Consider the following 15,567-nt stretch of genomic DNA (forward strand, 5'->3'; position numbering starts at 1 on the left):
GCTACACCCCCGTTCGGAGACCGATCTTCATGACGACCGCCAAGCCCACCAAGCCCTTCCCGCCCGAGCTGCGCGACTGGGTCGTCGGCCACCTCTCTGGCCTGGACGCGAACGAAGACCGTTCCTGGCCTCGCAGCACCTCCCTCGTGTGGTGCGTGAGCGCGGCCAGCCGGGATGCCTACGTGAAGATCAGTCCCAGTGACCTCGACTTCGAGCGCGAAGTCGCCGGATACGCCTTCACCGCGGCGCACCTGAGCGAGACGGAGGCGCCGCGGCTGCTGGCCTGCGACCCGGGCCTGCGCGCGATCCTCAGCACGCCGCTGCCCGGCCGCGTCGTACGGGACCTGCCCCTGGAAACCAACACCGAGCTGCGCCTGTACGAGGACGCCGGGCGGCTGCTGCGCCGCTGGCACGACGCGTCCGAGCCCGGCACGGACGCGGACCGCGCCGCGGTTCGTTCCGACATGGAGGCCAAAGCCCACGAAGCCGCCGACTGCCTGGAGGATGTCGCGCCGCACCTGGCCGCCGACCGGCTCGCCCTGGTCGAGGCCGCGTCGAAGGAGCTCCCCGGCCTCGCCGAGCAGTTGCCGCTGGTCTACCGACACGGCGACTACGAGACCCGGAACTGGATGTACGACGAGGCCACCGGTCGTCACGGTCTGATCGACTTCGCGATGGCCGCGCACGGCGTCGCCGCATCCGAGTTCGCCTGGTTGTGCGGTGCGGTCTGGTCCGTCCGCCCGGAGCTGCGCGAGGCGTACTTCACGGGCTACGGCCGGCCGCTGACGGCCGAGGAGGACCGCCTGCTGCATCTGCTGACCGTCCGCCTCGGCGTGTCCTACCTGCGCAACGGCCTGGCCAAGGACCGCGACGAGCTCGTGACGCGCGGCCACCTCGTCCTGGACCGGATGGCCGCCCGCCAGCCCTAGCACAAACCCCGCGCGGATCCGGCACGGCCCTGGGGCCGGGTCCGCGTCCTCCCCTGCCGCAGCGATCCGGATCAGGAGTTGCCCGATGACTCTCACCCCCGACCTGCCCGCCCTCGCCGCGACCACCGTGTGGAGCGGCGTCCCGCAGCCGCTGCGCGCCGCCGTCGAAGCCGCCGCCGGCCCCGGCCTCGACGCCGTCGAGGCCGCGGAGGGCAGGACCGCCCGGCTGCGCCTGTCCCTGGACGTCCCCGGGCGCCGGTTGTTCCTCAAGGCCACTCCGCTGTCCCACCGCCAGGCGCTCACCCTGGACACCGAGGCACGCCTCGCACCCGCTGTCCGATCGCTCGCGCCCAGGCTGCTGCACCACGGCACCGCCGGCGCCTGGCGGTGGCTGCTGTTCAAGCACGTCCCCGGCCGGGCCGCCGACCTGTCCCCGGGCTCGGCGGACCGTGACGCCGCCGCCCACGCGCTGCGACGCCTCGCGACCCTGTCGGCCCCCGCCGCCGCAGTGCGGGTCGAGGACCGCTGGGCGCACCTCGGCGCCGACCTGGACCTCGGCCTGCTGGCCGGCGACCGGCTCGTGCACACCGACCTGAACGAGGGGAACATCCTCGTCCGAGGCGACGGCAGTGCCGTCCTGCTGGACTGGGCCTGGCCCGGGCGCGGCGCCGGGTGGCTCAGCGCCGGTTTTCTGCTCGCGCAGCTGATCGACGCCGGCACCCCTGCGGCCGACGCCGAGGCGTGGGCCCGCCGGGCGCTGCCCAGCTGGGCCTCCGCCCCTACCGAGGCAGCCGACACCTTTGTCACCGCGCTCACCCGGCGACGCGCCGAGCAGGCCGCCACCTGCCCTCCCGCACGCCGCGCCGAGCGGGAGGGGCAGATGCGCTCCGTCATGACCTGGCGCCGCTTCCGCACCCGTACCTGAACCACCCCCCTCCTTCCCCACCTTCTCCCGCCACCGTCGAACGGAGAACCATGTCCAACACCGCCATCTCCACCCGCGGTCCCGCGCCGGCCGAACCGGCACGCGTGCCGGTGCCGATCGCCGAACTCGGGGACCTGATGGCCCGGACCTGCCAGGCCGTGGGCGTCCCCGACAGCGCGGCCCGCCGGGTGGCCGAGCACTTCCTGACCGGAGAACTGCGCGGCAAGCCCTCCCACGGGCTGGCGAAGTTCGCCTTCGAATCCCGGTTCTTCCCCGAACGGCAGGCCGCGCCCGAGATCGTCCGCGAGCGCGGGGCGTTCGCCGTCGTCGACGCGCACCGCGAGATCGGACCGCTCAGCGCCGACTTCGCGACCGCCGCCGCCATCGAGCGGGCCCGCCGTCTCGGCGTCGGTCTGGTCGGGATCATCAACACCCAGCGCTACGGCGTCCTGTCCACCTTCACCGAGGCCATCGCCGCACACGGCCTGGTCGGCATCGCCGCCAACACCTCCCGGGCCGAAGCCGTCCCAGCCGGCGGCTCCACCCCCGTACTCGGCGTCAACCCCCTCTCCTTCGCCCTGCCCACGCTCGGCGAGCCCCTGAGCGCGGACATGGGCACCACCCTCGCGCCGATGGGCGTGCTGTGGGAGCACCGCCGCTCGGGCCGGCCTCTGCCCGAGGAGTGCTTCGTCGACGCCGACGGCCGCACCACCCGCGACCCCCACGCCGCCTCCTCCGCGATCGTCTTCGGCGAGCACCGCGGCCTCGCGCTCTCCCTGCTCGTCCAGTCCCTGACCGGCTCCCTGTTCGGCTTCCCCATGGGCAGCGACGTCGACTCCACCTGGACCACCGGCTACGCCTTCATCGCCCTCGACCCCACCTTCGCCGCACCCGACAAGGACCCGGCCGCCGCGAACACACGCCTCGCGGACCAGCTGCGGGCCGCAGCGGCGGCCGACGGCACCTGGCGCGTCCCCGGCGACCAGGGCCGCGCCCGCGAAGCCGCCGCCCGCCGAGTCGGCACCGTCCCCGTCCCCGGCCCGCTCCTCGCCCGCCTGTCCGCCCGCGCGGCCGGCGACTTCACCTCCGACTGACCACCAGGAGACCCCCTTGAACCGCTTGCAGTTCCACTGGTTCCTGCCGACCGGCAGCGACGGCCGCACCCTGACCACCGGAATGCGCGGGGTCCACGGGCCCGGCCACGACACAACCACGGCAGCCGGCCCCGGCGCCGACCGGCACCGCGCCCCCGACCTGCCCTACCTGACCCAGATCGCACAGGCCGCCGAGCACATGGGCTTCGACGCGATACTCACCCCCGCCGGCACCTTCAACGAAGACCCGTGGATGACCTGCGCCGCCCTCGCCCAGGCCACCGAGCGCCTGAAGTTCCTGGTCGCACAGCGCCCGGACTCGATATCCCCGACCCTCGCCGCGCAGATGGCCGCGACGTTCCAGCGACAGACCCGGGGCCGGCTGCTGCTGAACATCGTCACCGGCGGCGATAAGGCCGAGCAGGCCCGCTTCGGCGACCACCTCGACAAGGCCGCCCGCTACACCCGCACCGACGAGTGGCTGACCGTCCTGCGTGGCGCCTGGGCCCCCGAGCCGTTCGACTTCACCGGTGCGCACTACGACGTACGGGGCGCAGCAGTGTTCTCGCCTCCCGACCCGCTGCCCGGCGTGTACTTCGGCGGCTCCTCCGCCGAGGCCGCCCCGGTCGCCGCCCGGCACGCGGACGTCTACCTCACCTGGGGCGAACCGCCGGCCAATGTCGCGGCCAAGCTGGACCGCATCCGCGCCCTGGCCGCCGACGCCGGGCGCAGCGCACCGCGGTTCGGGATCCGGTTCCACGTCGTCGCCCGTGACACGAGCGAGCAGGCGTGGGCCGCCGCCGAGCGCCTGCTGACAGGGATCGACCCGGAGCACGTCGCGCGGGTGCAGACCATTCTGGCCGACAGTCAGTCCACCGGGCAGGCCCGGCAGAGCAGCCTGCACGCGGCCTTCCGGGACAGCGGCCGGACTTCCGACCTGGAGGTGTGGCCGAACGTGTGGGCGGGGGTGGGGCTGCTGCGCGGCGGCGCGGGCACCGCGCTGGTCGGCTCGCACCGCGAGGTCGCCGACCGGATCGCCGAGTACGCGGATCTCGGCATCACGGAGTTCATCCTGTCCGGGTTCCCCCACCTGGAAGAGGCGTACGAGGTCGGCGAGGGCGTCTTGCCGCTGCTCGGCGCCGGCATCGGCCGCGCGGTGGTGGGCAGGTGAGCGGTGCCGTGAACGTGCTGGTCGTCGGGGTCGGCCCGCACACCCGTCTCAACCACCTGCCCGCGCTGGCCGTCGCGCAGAACGCGGGCCTCGCCGGCACCGTCACCGGTGCCGACCTGCCCGACGTGGCTGCCACCGCAGTCGAGTACGGCACGCCCGGCCGGCCACGGCGGATGCCCGTCGTTCCCGTCCAGCCGTTCCCCGTCTCCCGGCGGTCCCTGCCCGACGGGGTGCGGCGCGTGTTGGAGGACGTGGTGGAGCGGGAGCGGATCGGCGCGGTCGTTGTGGCGACCGCACCGTCCGTGCACCTGCCCTACGCCCTGTGGGCGATGGAGCGGGGCCTGCCAGTGCTGCTGGACAAGCCGCTGACCGTGCATCCGGGCGCGTCCACCGACCCGGAGGCCGCGCAGGCGGTCGCCGACGACTTCGACGCCCTGCTGAACGCCTACAGGGCGGCACGACGGCGCGATCCGCAGATGGTGGTCAGCGTTCTGAGCCAGCGACGCTGGCACCCCGCCTTCCGCCGGGTGCGGGAGCTGATCGCCGAGGTCGCCGACGCCACGAACTGCGCCGTCACCTCCGTCCAGTCCAGCCACGGCGACGGCCAGTGGCGGCTGCCGGACGAACTCGTCGACCTGGGTTACCACGGCTTCGACCGCGGCTACGGCAAGGCCGCGCACTCCGGGTACCACCACTTCGACATCGTGCCGTGGTGGCTGGCCGCGGGCGAGCGTCCGGGCAAGGAGATCGACGAGATCGAGGTCCACGCCGCGTGCACCAGGCCCTCAGACTTCCTCGCCCAGCTCACCGTCGCCGACCACGCCCGGCTGCTGCCCGGCTTCGCCGACCGCAACCCGTACACCGGGCAGGACCTGGACCGGCTCACCGCCGGGTTCGGCGAGGTCGACGTGTTCCTCAACGTCGCCTACCGCAGCCGCGGGCGGGTGCTGACGCTCGGCAGCCACAACCTCGCCCACACCACCTTCTCCCAGCGCAGCGCCCTTCACCCCGTACCCGGCGGCCTCTACAAGGGCAACGGCCGGATCGGACAGGAAACCCACATCATCCAGCAAGGGCCCTTCCAAGCCCTGCACCTGCACGTCCTGCAGACCCTCCACGGCAACGAGGACGGGATCGACAGGCAGGCGGCCGGCGGCGCCGACCACATCGAACTCCACGTCTTCCGCAACAACCGGCTGCGACCCGACTGGCAGCGGCACCGCGCGCTCGGCTTCGCCGACCTCGTCCACGGCAGCGGCGAGACCGCGGTGCTCCCGACCCAGCGCTCGGCACGCACCTGCGCCATCACCGAGTTCCTCTCCTACCTCGCCGGACACATACCCCGCACGGAGATGGCCTCCGACCTGGACGACCACCGGCGCCCGGCGCGCCTGATGGCCGGCGCCTACCTGTCGATGTCCCGGCGATGGTCCGCTGCCGACCGGCCCGCCGCCCCCGCCGTGCTCGACTTCCACCCGGCCGTAGCCCCGGCCCCGACCCCGCGCACCCTCGCCGCCCTGGGAGCCACGCGATGACCGGCCTTCTCGCCACCGACCACGCCGAGCCCGACCTGCGAACGGTCCTCGGCACGCACCTGCCCCAGGTCCTCGCCGCCTGCCGGCCGCACACCGGACGCCCCGCCCGCATCGAGGCGTGCACCGGCGGAAGCGTCAGCCACGTGTTCCGCCTCCATGGCGAGGCGGGCACCGTCATCGTCAAGATCCGCGGTCGCCGCTTCGCACGCATCGCGCACATCGCCACCGACCCGGCACTGATCTCGGTCGAACACCGTGCCCTGGCGATCCACCACAGCCTGTTGCCGGACCTCTTCCCGAAGGTCCTGGCGTTCCTGCCCGAGGCGCACGCCATGGTGATGACCGACGTCTTCCCCGACGGCCGAACCTGGCGCGAGCACCTCGACCAGCGCGCCGCCACCGTCGAGGAGTGCACGCGCCTGGGCACCGCCCTGACCCGCATCCACCACGCCACGGCCGGCCTGCCGCCGCTTCGCGACGGCGACGGCGACGGCGACGACCTCTTCCGTGCCGAACACGCCTACGGCTACTGCCTGCGCGCCTGCGGCCACCGCGCCCTCGACGAGGCGTGCCACCGCCTGGACACCCTGCCCGGCCGGCAACTGGTCCTCGGCGATGTCTGCCCGAAGAACCTCAGCCTCGCGGCGGGCCGCACCGCGTTCGTCGACCTCGACAACGTGCACACGGGCGCGCCGCTGTTCGATCTCGCCTACCTCCTCGCGCACGTGGTCCTGCACCACGCGGCCCGGCCCGAACTCCTGCACCCGCTCGCCTCCGCGTTCCTCGACGCCTACACCCCTCCCGGCCCCGCCCGGCCCTGGCGCGGCGACGACCTCCTCGCGACGGTGACCGCCGGAGTGCTGCTGTACCGGCTGGAGGCCCGCACCGTCCCCTACCCGGCGACCGCCCCGCCCGCCACCTGCGACCGGCTGCGCCACACCCTGCGCCAACTGCTGGACACCGGACCGTTCACCGTCCCCGACCTGCTGGACGCCGCCGCCGGACCGGTGACGGCATGAACGTCCCCTTCACCCCTCCCGGTGAGCATCCGGACCTGGTCCCGCTCGCCGAACTGAGCGCCCGCGGCATCCACGCACCCAGCATCCAGTCGCTGGCCTGTGACCAGAGCCCGTTCGCCCGCCCCACATCGACCTGGACCTGCCACCTCGCACCGGGCGTCGTCCTCACCGCCCGTCCGATCGACCTCAGCTATGGCTGCCTCACCAACGCCTACACCCTCACCGTCGACCTGGACCGCGCCCTGTGCCAGCCGGTGTCCTCTCCATGTGGATTCCACCTGCGCCAGCTCGTCGCCGACCCCGTCGTCGCCGCAGTCTCCGGGGCCTTCGCCTACATCTCCGACGACCCCGACTACCAGCCCGCCGAGCCCTGCCTCGACCTCGCTGTCCGAGACCACCACGCCGCCAGCCTGCCCACCGTCACCAAGCCCGCCCTCCTCATGCACCAGGGCCGCCTGGTCGTACGCACCCTGCCCGCCACCGGCACCCTCACCGTCGCCGGCCACCCGCACACCTGGACCGGCTCCAAGCAACCTCCTCCGCACCCGGCCCCGCCCGGCCACCTCACCGTGTACGGCGCGGCGAACTGTCGCATCCGCTACCACAACGACCCCCGCACGGGCTTTCGCCGTGACGTCAACCCGGCCGCCAACACCACACCGCGCGATCCGGCTGCCCTCGACTGCACCGTCGCTCCCACCCCTGCCGGGGCGCGGATCACCGCCGTGCACCCCGGCGGCGGCGCCGACCTGTTTGCCGGCGCCTACGTCCTGCGCAGCCACCGGCCCTGGCCCGACCACCTCGTCCCCGGCGCGCCCGTCAACGTCACGGCCATCGACGCCTTCGCCACCGCCGACGTCGGCAGCGCCCTCTCCCTGGGGCCGTCCGCCGCCGACGCCGCCACCGGCCTGACCACCGCCTGGGACCAGAGTCTGGGCACAAGCCCCTTCCGCCCCGACGCCCGCTACGCCCGCACCCTGCTCGCCCTCGACGGCCGGCATCTGACCCTGACCGTCCTGGACGGCGCACCGCTCGCCCCCACGTTCCAGGGCGTCACCGTCCAGGAGACCGCCGAACTGTGCGAGCGGGCCGGCCACGACCCGACGGCAGTGTTCCACCTCGACGGCGGCCAGACCTCCAAGATCGCCTACCGGCACGGCCGCGGACCAGTGGATGCCATCGGCAGCCTCCACTACCTGCGCTGGCCCCGCCACGAGCACGAGCCCTTCCGCTGGCAGGGCCTCGACGGCCGCCGTCTGCACAGCGCTCTGCAGATCAGCCCCAACGAGGAGTCCCGTTGACCACTCCCCGGTCCGTCCTGGTCGTCGTCGCGCATCCCGACGACGCTGAGCTCGCCATGGGCATGCGCATACGCGACCACGTCCTCGCCGGCGACCGCGTCCGTGTTCACTGCCTGAGCGCTGGGCGCGTCGGCATGGACGACGGCGCTGCGCGCCGCGACGAGTGTCGAGCCGCCGCGAAGATCCTCGGCATCGGCGGCTACACCTTCTCTCGGATCCCCGACACCCGGTTCACCGACCACCGCGGCGCGATCAACACGGCCCTGTTCGACGCCTTCGCGGCCGAGCGGCCCGATGTCGTCTACACCCACTACCCCGACGACCAGCACCTAGACCACGCCGTCACCGGCGAGGAGGCCACCACCGTCGCGATGCGCGAGGCCGCCGACCTAATCCACTTCCGCTCCCCCTACAGCCGCAACTTCGAGCCGAACCTCTACTTCGTCGGCACCCCTGGCCTCTTGGCCGCCAAGCGGGCGGCACTGGCCTGCTTCGCCTCCCAGCAGCAGCTCGACATGAGGGTCTTCAGCGGCCTGACCGAACTGGCCTACCGACAGCACGTGCATCACCGCGTCGTCGAACGCTTCCCCGTCCAGGCCCACGGCGCCGAGATGTTCCGCACCGCCCGTCAGATCGTCCACGCCTGTAGACGCGAGACAGAGGATGCGCCCGCCCTCCAGCGCCCCAGCTACCACTCGACCAAGAAGAGGCACGCCCGATGAGCGGCAACTCTCAGGCACAACGGCAAGGAGCCCCTCTCGGCCAAGGACGTCGACCGCCTGGCCCCGGGCGTCGCCGTCTGGCTCGAACGGGGCGTCCCTGCCGAAGCCGTCCATCGCGTCCTGACCGACGCCCCCAAGCCTCTCCAGCGCCCCGTTGCCCTCCTGGCCCACCACTTCACGTCCTGGCTCCCGCCTCTACTGCCCTTCCGCCCCCGCAAGGAGCTGTCCGTCCGACACTCGCTCCAGACCTGCGACGTCTGCGACCTTGCCTTTCGCGCACCGGGACCCGGCACCTGCGGCGGACGCACATCAGTGGGGTAATCGGCGAAAGCCTCGACGCCCCGGAACCTTTCCCGGCAAGATGATGCGGATCGCCTCAGCCCGCCCGACCAGAAGACGCTCTGCCTACAGACGAGAGGACCTCACGTGGTGCCCACCTTCGCCACCGACGGATTCCTCCCCCTGGGTCGGCACTCCGTCTCCTTCAGCGAGGCCGAGTCCATGCTGGTCAGCGCGGCGGAATTCGAGGACTCCACGTCCCGCAGGGCTCTGTGGGACGGGCTGCTCGACTACCTCGACCCGTTCCTCGAGCTGGAGGAGCAGTACGCGGACGCCCTCGCTGGCATGTCGCTCATCCATAGGCTGTGGCTCGGCGGCAGCTTCGTCAGCGCGAAGCGCGACCCCGGCAACATCGATGCGACGCTCTTGATCGACACGGACGCCGAGCGTGCGGTGCGTGGCCGGCCAGGCTCCAAATGGCTGACCACCGCTTTCAAGAGTCGGCAGAGCATGCGGGAGAAGTTCGGTGTCTCGCCGGTCCGTATCGGGTATCGCCGTGTTGCCCATGTATTCGAGCCGGAGCGCTTCACCCCGGAAGAGCGGACATACTTCACAGAAAGAGGTGTTTGGGACGACTGGTGGCAGCGTTGTCGGCTGGCCGACCAGACGGACCGCTCACCGTCCGAACAGAGTGCCGTCCCGGCACGCGGCTATCTGGAGGTGCGACTGTGACCGGCGACAGCTGGCGCGTGCGCAGGCGCGCGCTCCTCAGCGGCGACCCGGTGGCGAAGGCGAGGGCGTCTCGGCTTCTCGACGAACTGGGGACCGAGGACCGGGACGACGAAGAGATCGAGGCCGATCATCGGGCCGGTCGCCTCGCGGCGGCTCGCGAGTACAGCCCGCACGCCCGCCTCGACGAGGAGCTCCGGCTCCGTCTGACCGGCCCGGACACTGCGGGCGGCGCGCTCCGGTTCCAGTGGGGCGACGCGCTCCTGCAACCAATGGAGGCCGCCGTATCGGCCGCCGCCGGCACCCCGGTCCAGCTGGAGGTCACGGGCATCTCGGCGGGCAGCACCGTCGTACATGCCCGACCGGTCGTCCCTGTGCTTTCCGCGGAAGCGGACGTCCTCGACGTACCAGCCACGTCAGCGGCTAGCACAGGACTGAGCGCGCTCACCGAACTACTGAGGGCGCTGGAGGCCGAAGGCGACGTCCGTGAGTGGGCATCGCTCTTCGATGCCGTGGACTCGCTCTCCCGAGCCCTCGGCAAGTTCCGGCTGGACCTTGGTCTGACCTGGTACGACGCCAATGGCGGCACGCGCCGCGCCCAGCTGACCGAACGTGGTCGATGCCATGTGGAACGGCTCAGGCGGACACAGGACAGGGACCAGGAGATCACGATCTCCGGTCGCATCACGGAACTCCGCGAAAGCGGCTGGGTGAAGGTCAAGACCGCCCCCGCCAAGAACGCCCCCGCGTACAACGTCCGTTTCGAGGACGCCGAGGAGCTGCTACGTATGCATCCCGGACTCGGGGACAACGTCCATTTCCGGGTCCGCTTCCGGCAACGGCTCGACTCGGTGGGCATCGCACGGTCGACCGAGTTCACTTACCTGGGGCCGGCGGCGGAACAGACCTCGCTGCCTATCGGGTGATGACGACCCCAGGCTGCTCTGACCCGATCACGAACGCCCGCACTCCATGCATCCGCACCCCTGTCCCGTACGGCTCCAGACCGCCCTGGACGGCCACCTCGTAGCTCATCCGCCAAGCCTCAGTGGCCCTGCCCAGCCCGCCCTCCAGGAGGCATGCCTCCGCGCCGGCTTCGACGCCGCGCAGATCGCGATCGGCCGGGCCACTACTGCAGTCCAGCCCCCGCCCCCCGGGGCCTGGCGATCGTGCTGCGCTCTCTGGAAGACGTGCGGCACGAGCGAGTGCAACCCTCCCCGTGCAGCGAAATTCAGAGTTCAATTACCGAATTTCGATCTTGAAATCGAGGCCGTAGGCGCCGTGACCTTCACGACACCCTATTCCGCAAAGATCACGTTTTTTGCCTTGTACGATCAATGGGCACGGCTTGTCGGCTGACCACCGCACGCCTCGGGCGCATGCTCCGGATCACCGGCATCTGATGCACGAGCAGCGGGACTGGGGCTGGCTGTAAACATCTCAGCGGAACCTCACTGGAGCGACCATGCGTTGGCGCAGGGACTCTTCACGACGCGCCCTCGTGAAGGAATGCGAGAGACTACTCGCCGACTTGCCCATACCTGCCCCTTTCAGCGTTGAGGCGCTGGTGCAGAACATGGAGAACGCACTGGGCCGCGAGATCCGGCTAGTTCCCCTGGATGATCCCGACAGGGGCCTGGGTGCGGCATGCGGCCTGCGAGTAAAGGCGCCCGAGTTCACGGTAATCCTCTATCGCCGCCGCTCGAGTCGAAATCAGACCGAGCACATCATCCTCCATGAACTCGTGCACGAATGGCTGAATCACGGAACCTCTTTGACGGCCGCCGAGATAGAGCGGTACGTCCCCGAACGCATTCGGGAGGAGATACTCCGGAGGTTCCCTTCGCCCCTGGTTCAGGGACGTGTCGACTTTCACAGTCCCGAGGAACGACAGGCCGAGCTTTCAGCGTCTTTGATAAAGCGATTGGCGCGGCGCCAGTCCGTTGCAGGGGACGACATGATCAGCCTCCTGGAGGTATCACTTTCCCACCCAGTCGCTCCTCCGCGGCGTCAACGTTAGCCGCGATCAAGCGTCCGGCGCACAGAAGCAGCCCGTTAGGGGGCGGATTCCGCATCGTCGCACATTCCACCCACCGATTCCAGGACTGCCATAAACCCGCCGACCGGCACGTCATAACGCGCAGCCGATACAGAAACCCACTAATCACGTGTTCGACTATCTCAAATACCTAACCGCGGCGGTAATGACCGTCATCGTCATATGGCGATTCCCCGCGGTCCGGTACGCCGACGCCCACCGCCGGGCGCTCTGGGGCGGCTACGCGGGGTTCGCCGTAGCACTGTGGCTCTACACGCCAGCAGCAATGCATGCGGCCAATCGCATTCCAGTGGTAGATCTGAGTGCCCTCCTGAGGCACTTCGCCAGCACTGCGGCGATCATGGCTGCCTTGACCTACGTCGCCATCAGTTACGGGAGGAGCTCGGAAGCAGCTGTGCCCCGACACGTAGCAGTGTCTCGCTGGATCGCCCGCGCCTCCTATGCAGCGGGTGCGGCCGGCGTCGCTCTCCTCACGGTCCTATTCTTCACCGTGGTGGACCGCAGCACACCGAGTCAGAACTTCCTGATCGACCACGCTGGACAATGGGGAGTCGCGGTCTACATGACCGTCTTCTACTTCTTCCCGCTTGTCACCACCGCAGTCTGCGGGTACCAGTGGACGAGGGCTGCACGACAGGCCGAGAGCACAAGTATGCGCATTGGGCTGCGCTTGATGGGGATTTCGATGTGGATGGGGCTTACCCACACGTTGGCGCGCATCACCATCCTTTGGGTTGCAGTTGCTTTTCCACTGAGCCGTTCCACGGTGCAGCTCCTCATAGATGCCACGGTGATCTGGATGAACTTGCTCTTCCTGATCGTGGCCGTAGGAGCGAGCATCCCCACCACTCGCGCTGCGATGGCCCGCTGGAAAACCTGGCGCACCCTGTACACAATGCATCCGCTCTGGTTCGATCTAGTGAAAGCCTTTCCTGGGACGAGCCTGTATCCACCAGGCCGGCGCCTAGCGGAGCTCAGGCACATACGAGTCCCCATCGACGTCCGACTGGACCGCTGGACTCAGGATATTGCTGATGCCTGCGAGAAGCTGCGCTACTACGCTCCACAAGACTTGATGTTCGCCGCGGAGGACACTACCGCCTCGCACTCCGACCCTGAGCCGGCCGCCGAAGCCTATTGGATTAGAGCCGCGCTCCTATCTGCTGAAAGCACGCCCGCTAGCGCCTGCGCCACCACACCACTGAGAGACAAGCCGTTCGTTGACTCTTATAGCGAAGCCCTCTGGCTTGCAAGAGTCAGCACGGCTTACTCGTGCGGCACCCGGGATCAGGCTCGGGAGCTTCTCCTGAACGTCGGCCGATTGGAATCAGAGCCGCATCGGTAGGCAGCAATGTGTTACGCCATCTCACCCTTGGCCTGCTCTCCCCTCGGTCGGGAAGATAGGCGACACATCGATCCTGGAGCGGGTCAGCGGGTGAGATTTGGCACCGTCCACCGAATGGGCTGGGCTGGTACCGTGGGTCATGCGGACTGATCGGTCTTGCTCCGCCTTGTAAGTGCATCCCGGCCCGCGACGCACAGCTATCTGCGTCGCGCCATGTAGCCGGGCCGTGACGCTATCCGGTCTGGATAGGCGTTCGAAGTCTCAGCAATCTGGAGTTCACGCATGTCCAACCGCCGCACGGGCCTCGTTCTCGACTTCGGAGGCGTTCTCACCACTCCGCTGCTGCCGGCAGTGCTCGCGTTCGAGCAGCGTGAGGGCCTCCCGCAAGGTGCCTGCCTCGCTGCCCTGTACAAGGACGAGGAGGGCGTCCGGATCACCAGTGACCTGGAGCGCGGAGCGGTCTCCCAGACCGAGTGGAACGAATTCGCGGGCAAGATGCTGGGAGTGCCTGCCGACAACCTGATGGGCCGCATCTTCGGCGGCCTTCGCCCCGAGCCGGTGATCATCAATGCGGCTGCTGCAGCGCGGCGGGCCGGGATCAAGGTGGGCATCCTGTCGAACAGCGTAGGGCTTGCCCCGTGGGACCTGTACGACGGCTACGACCTTGAGCGACTGTACGACGTCGTCGTGATCTCCGAGCAGCACCTGCTGCGCAAGCCCGACCCCGAGCTCTTCGAGATCACGCTCAAGCTGATGGATCTGCCGGCCGAGGAGTGCATCTTCGTCGACGACACCGAAGCGTATGTCCAGGCAGCACAGCAGCTCGGTCTCGCCGGCGTTCACAACCAGGACCCCCGGCAGACGGTGGCTGCTGTCTCCGAGCTGCTCGGCGTGGACCTCGCCGCGTCTTAGTCCGGCAGCCGTACACGCTTGCGGGAAGAGGGCGACCACACGGCATTCGTGTGTATGAAGCCCTCCAGCCGTTCGACGAACCCTGGTTCCCGGCAACGAAGTGCCCAGCGCTGGGGGCACGCCGCGTAGCGCAGCCGCAAGCGCATCGCAGGTCCACTTAAGCACGGCCGCATGGTCTCCGGACGCGACGAGCACGGGGACCTCCGCGTCGTGGATCATGTCCAGGCGCGGGCGAGCATCGCCGGGCAGCTGGCCGCCCTAAGATCGCCGGATGCCGGCCACGACGCCTTCGGGGAGCGGCTGTCGCGGACCGGCGCACCCCTGACGTTGCGCACAGGCGCCGCCGGTCACGGTGCCGGCGATCGTTGAGAGAGCAGCCTCCGCCCTTGACCTGGGAGCGCCGTGGCGGGGACCAAGGAAGGGATACGTCGACGGCTCGGCAGGAGGCGTCGAGGTATCCCTTCGCTGTCGTTGCCACCGCCGCCGCTGCGCAGCAGCCCGCTCCGGTCTGGCCCCACACATGGTCGCCGAGTCGGCGGAGCGGAAACGTCGTGGCCGTCCCGACCCCGAGCGTTGAGCGGTGTTACTCCCCGCCGTGCGCCTCGGGCAGTTTGTGCTTGAGCTCGCCGACGAGCTGGTTGATGTGGGCCATCATCTCGGCTGACAGGCCCTGGCTGTTACCGCGGGCCGCCAGGCCAAGGATCTGCCCTCGGTGAATCGAGGAGAGGAAGCGGAGCGCCTCCATGAACTCGCGGACCTTGGGGTCGACCTGGGCGTCGTCCTGGAAGAGCGGCATGTCGACCTGGAAAGCATGGGCAAGGCCGGCGCGCACCACATCGGAAGCCTCCGTCGTGTCACCCGCGCGAAGAGCAGCAATGCCGTCGGCGGTGACGGCCGTCACGCCCGCATGCTCATTGACGAGGCGGGCGATTTCCTCCTCAGAGGGCGCTTCCTGACCGACGTACCCGTACTCCAAGAGATAGTTGATCTTTTCTCCGACCGTGCGGGGCGCTGACGACTGCCTGTCGCGCGAGGCACTGGAGCGAAGCCCAAACGAGCAGTTCTGGGCGTCCAGCAGCTCCTGCTCGGTCACCCCGTATGCCTGTGCAAGCGGCTGCACGTAAGCATCGCTGAGGCGGCGTCGGCCGGATTCGGCGTTACTCACTGGCGCGCGGCTCGCACCAATGATGGCAGCGGCCTCTGCCACGCTAAGGCCGGCATCGCAGCGCAGGAGCTGCAGGTCCACCGGGCCGTCGTGGGGGAAAAGGACGTCGAGCGACTGGTCAAGTGCAGCCGCGATGGCCGGGAGCTTCTCGCCCTTGGGGAAGTCCTGGCCGCTCTCCCATCGCGCGACCGAGGGGGCGCTGACGCCCACCATCTCGGCCAGCTCCTTCTGATGGAGGTCCTTGCCTCGCCGGACAGCGCGAACGCGTCTGCCGTCGAACTGACGTGGCACATGAACTCCTGCGGGGGCGGCGATGGGGCGGCGTCTACCGTAACTGTAGCCCAGGGTTGATACGGCTTCGCAATTGGCGTACGTTCTCGTA

General features: G+C 69.9%; 13 protein-coding genes. 12 read left to right on the forward strand and 1 reads right to left on the reverse strand.

The features are described 5' to 3' along the window. Window positions 1-29: 29 nt before the first annotated feature. The 12 genes from ACFW22_RS30155 (at window position 30) to ACFW22_RS30210 (ending at window position 14,020) form a co-directional block, all read left to right on the forward strand. Window positions 30-929, forward strand: a complete 900-nt coding sequence (locus ACFW22_RS30155) for an aminoglycoside phosphotransferase family protein (RefSeq protein ID WP_384876584.1) — start codon at window positions 30-32, stop codon at window positions 927-929. Between the two features lie 85 nt (window positions 930-1,014). Further along, window positions 1,015-1,854 carry a hypothetical protein gene (locus tag ACFW22_RS30160; protein WP_386410575.1) on the forward strand — a complete coding sequence of 280 codons (840 nt, stop codon included), beginning with the start codon at window positions 1,015-1,017 and terminating at the stop codon, window positions 1,852-1,854. A gap of 50 nt (window positions 1,855-1,904) precedes the next feature. Continuing rightward, window positions 1,905-2,948, forward strand: a complete 1,044-nt coding sequence (locus ACFW22_RS30165; protein WP_384876586.1) for an Ldh family oxidoreductase — start codon at window positions 1,905-1,907, stop codon at window positions 2,946-2,948. Window positions 2,949-3,030: 82 nt separating this feature from the next. After that, a complete protein-coding gene (locus tag ACFW22_RS30170) occupies window positions 3,031-4,119 on the forward strand; it encodes an LLM class flavin-dependent oxidoreductase (protein ID WP_384876628.1) in 1,089 nt (362 codons plus the stop codon). Beyond that, complete coding sequence (locus ACFW22_RS30175) at window positions 4,116-5,654, forward strand: Gfo/Idh/MocA family protein (RefSeq protein ID WP_384876588.1); 1,539 nt, start codon at window positions 4,116-4,118, stop codon at window positions 5,652-5,654. The genes ACFW22_RS30170 and ACFW22_RS30175 overlap by 4 nt, the downstream gene beginning before the upstream one ends. Next, a complete protein-coding gene (locus ACFW22_RS30180; protein ID WP_384876590.1) occupies window positions 5,651-6,673 on the forward strand; it encodes an aminoglycoside phosphotransferase family protein in 1,023 nt (340 codons plus the stop codon). The genes ACFW22_RS30175 and ACFW22_RS30180 overlap by 4 nt, the downstream gene beginning before the upstream one ends. Further along, window positions 6,670-7,974 carry a hypothetical protein gene (locus tag ACFW22_RS30185; protein WP_384876592.1) on the forward strand — a complete coding sequence of 435 codons (1,305 nt, stop codon included), beginning with the start codon at window positions 6,670-6,672 and terminating at the stop codon, window positions 7,972-7,974. Before ACFW22_RS30180 ends, ACFW22_RS30185 begins: the two co-directional genes overlap by 4 nt. Continuing rightward, window positions 7,971-8,696: a PIG-L deacetylase family protein gene (locus ACFW22_RS30190; protein ID WP_384876594.1), complete on the forward strand. Its 726-nt coding sequence runs from the start codon at window positions 7,971-7,973 to the stop codon at window positions 8,694-8,696. Before ACFW22_RS30185 ends, ACFW22_RS30190 begins: the two co-directional genes overlap by 4 nt. Before the next feature lie 426 nt (window positions 8,697-9,122). Then, window positions 9,123-9,707 (forward strand): DUF6932 family protein, encoded by a 585-nt coding sequence (locus tag ACFW22_RS30195; protein ID WP_384876596.1) that lies wholly within the window; start codon window positions 9,123-9,125, stop codon window positions 9,705-9,707. Next, window positions 9,704-10,630 (forward strand): hypothetical protein, encoded by a 927-nt coding sequence (locus tag ACFW22_RS30200; protein ID WP_384876598.1) that lies wholly within the window; start codon window positions 9,704-9,706, stop codon window positions 10,628-10,630. Before ACFW22_RS30195 ends, ACFW22_RS30200 begins: the two co-directional genes overlap by 4 nt. Before the next feature lie 1,242 nt (window positions 10,631-11,872). Beyond that, window positions 11,873-13,108: an MAB_1171c family putative transporter gene (locus ACFW22_RS30205; RefSeq protein WP_384876602.1), complete on the forward strand. Its 1,236-nt coding sequence runs from the start codon at window positions 11,873-11,875 to the stop codon at window positions 13,106-13,108. A gap of 282 nt (window positions 13,109-13,390) precedes the next feature. After that, window positions 13,391-14,020 carry an HAD-IA family hydrolase gene (locus ACFW22_RS30210; RefSeq protein ID WP_384876604.1) on the forward strand — a complete coding sequence of 210 codons (630 nt, stop codon included), beginning with the start codon at window positions 13,391-13,393 and terminating at the stop codon, window positions 14,018-14,020. 583 nt (window positions 14,021-14,603) lie between these two features. On the opposite strand, the gene ACFW22_RS30215 is transcribed toward ACFW22_RS30210, so the two are convergent. Beyond that, the gene (locus ACFW22_RS30215; RefSeq protein ID WP_384876606.1) at window positions 14,604-15,476 is read right to left on the reverse strand and encodes a helix-turn-helix domain-containing protein; all 873 of its coding nucleotides are present in this window, start codon (window positions 15,474-15,476) and stop codon (window positions 14,604-14,606) included. Window positions 15,477-15,567 lie beyond the last annotated feature (91 nt).

It is taken from the genome of Streptomyces sp. NPDC058872 (assembly GCF_042743065.1).
Taxonomy (GTDB): Bacteria; Actinomycetota; Actinomycetes; order Streptomycetales; family Streptomycetaceae; genus Streptomyces.

Coding starts and splice junctions, on each gene's coding strand:
- ACFW22_RS30180 (WP_384876590.1), top strand. CDS start 5,651: ATGACCGGCCTTCTCGCCACCGACCACGCCGAGCCCGACCTGCGAACG.
- ACFW22_RS30165 (WP_384876586.1), top strand. CDS start 1,905: ATGTCCAACACCGCCATCTCCACCCGCGGTCCCGCGCCGGCCGAACCG.
- ACFW22_RS30170 (WP_384876628.1), top strand. CDS start 3,031: ATGCGCGGGGTCCACGGGCCCGGCCACGACACAACCACGGCAGCCGGC.
- ACFW22_RS30210 (WP_384876604.1), top strand. CDS start 13,391: ATGTCCAACCGCCGCACGGGCCTCGTTCTCGACTTCGGAGGCGTTCTC.
- ACFW22_RS30185 (WP_384876592.1), top strand. CDS start 6,670: ATGAACGTCCCCTTCACCCCTCCCGGTGAGCATCCGGACCTGGTCCCG.
- ACFW22_RS30160 (WP_386410575.1), top strand. CDS start 1,015: ATGACTCTCACCCCCGACCTGCCCGCCCTCGCCGCGACCACCGTGTGG.
- ACFW22_RS30155 (WP_384876584.1), top strand. CDS start 30: ATGACGACCGCCAAGCCCACCAAGCCCTTCCCGCCCGAGCTGCGCGAC.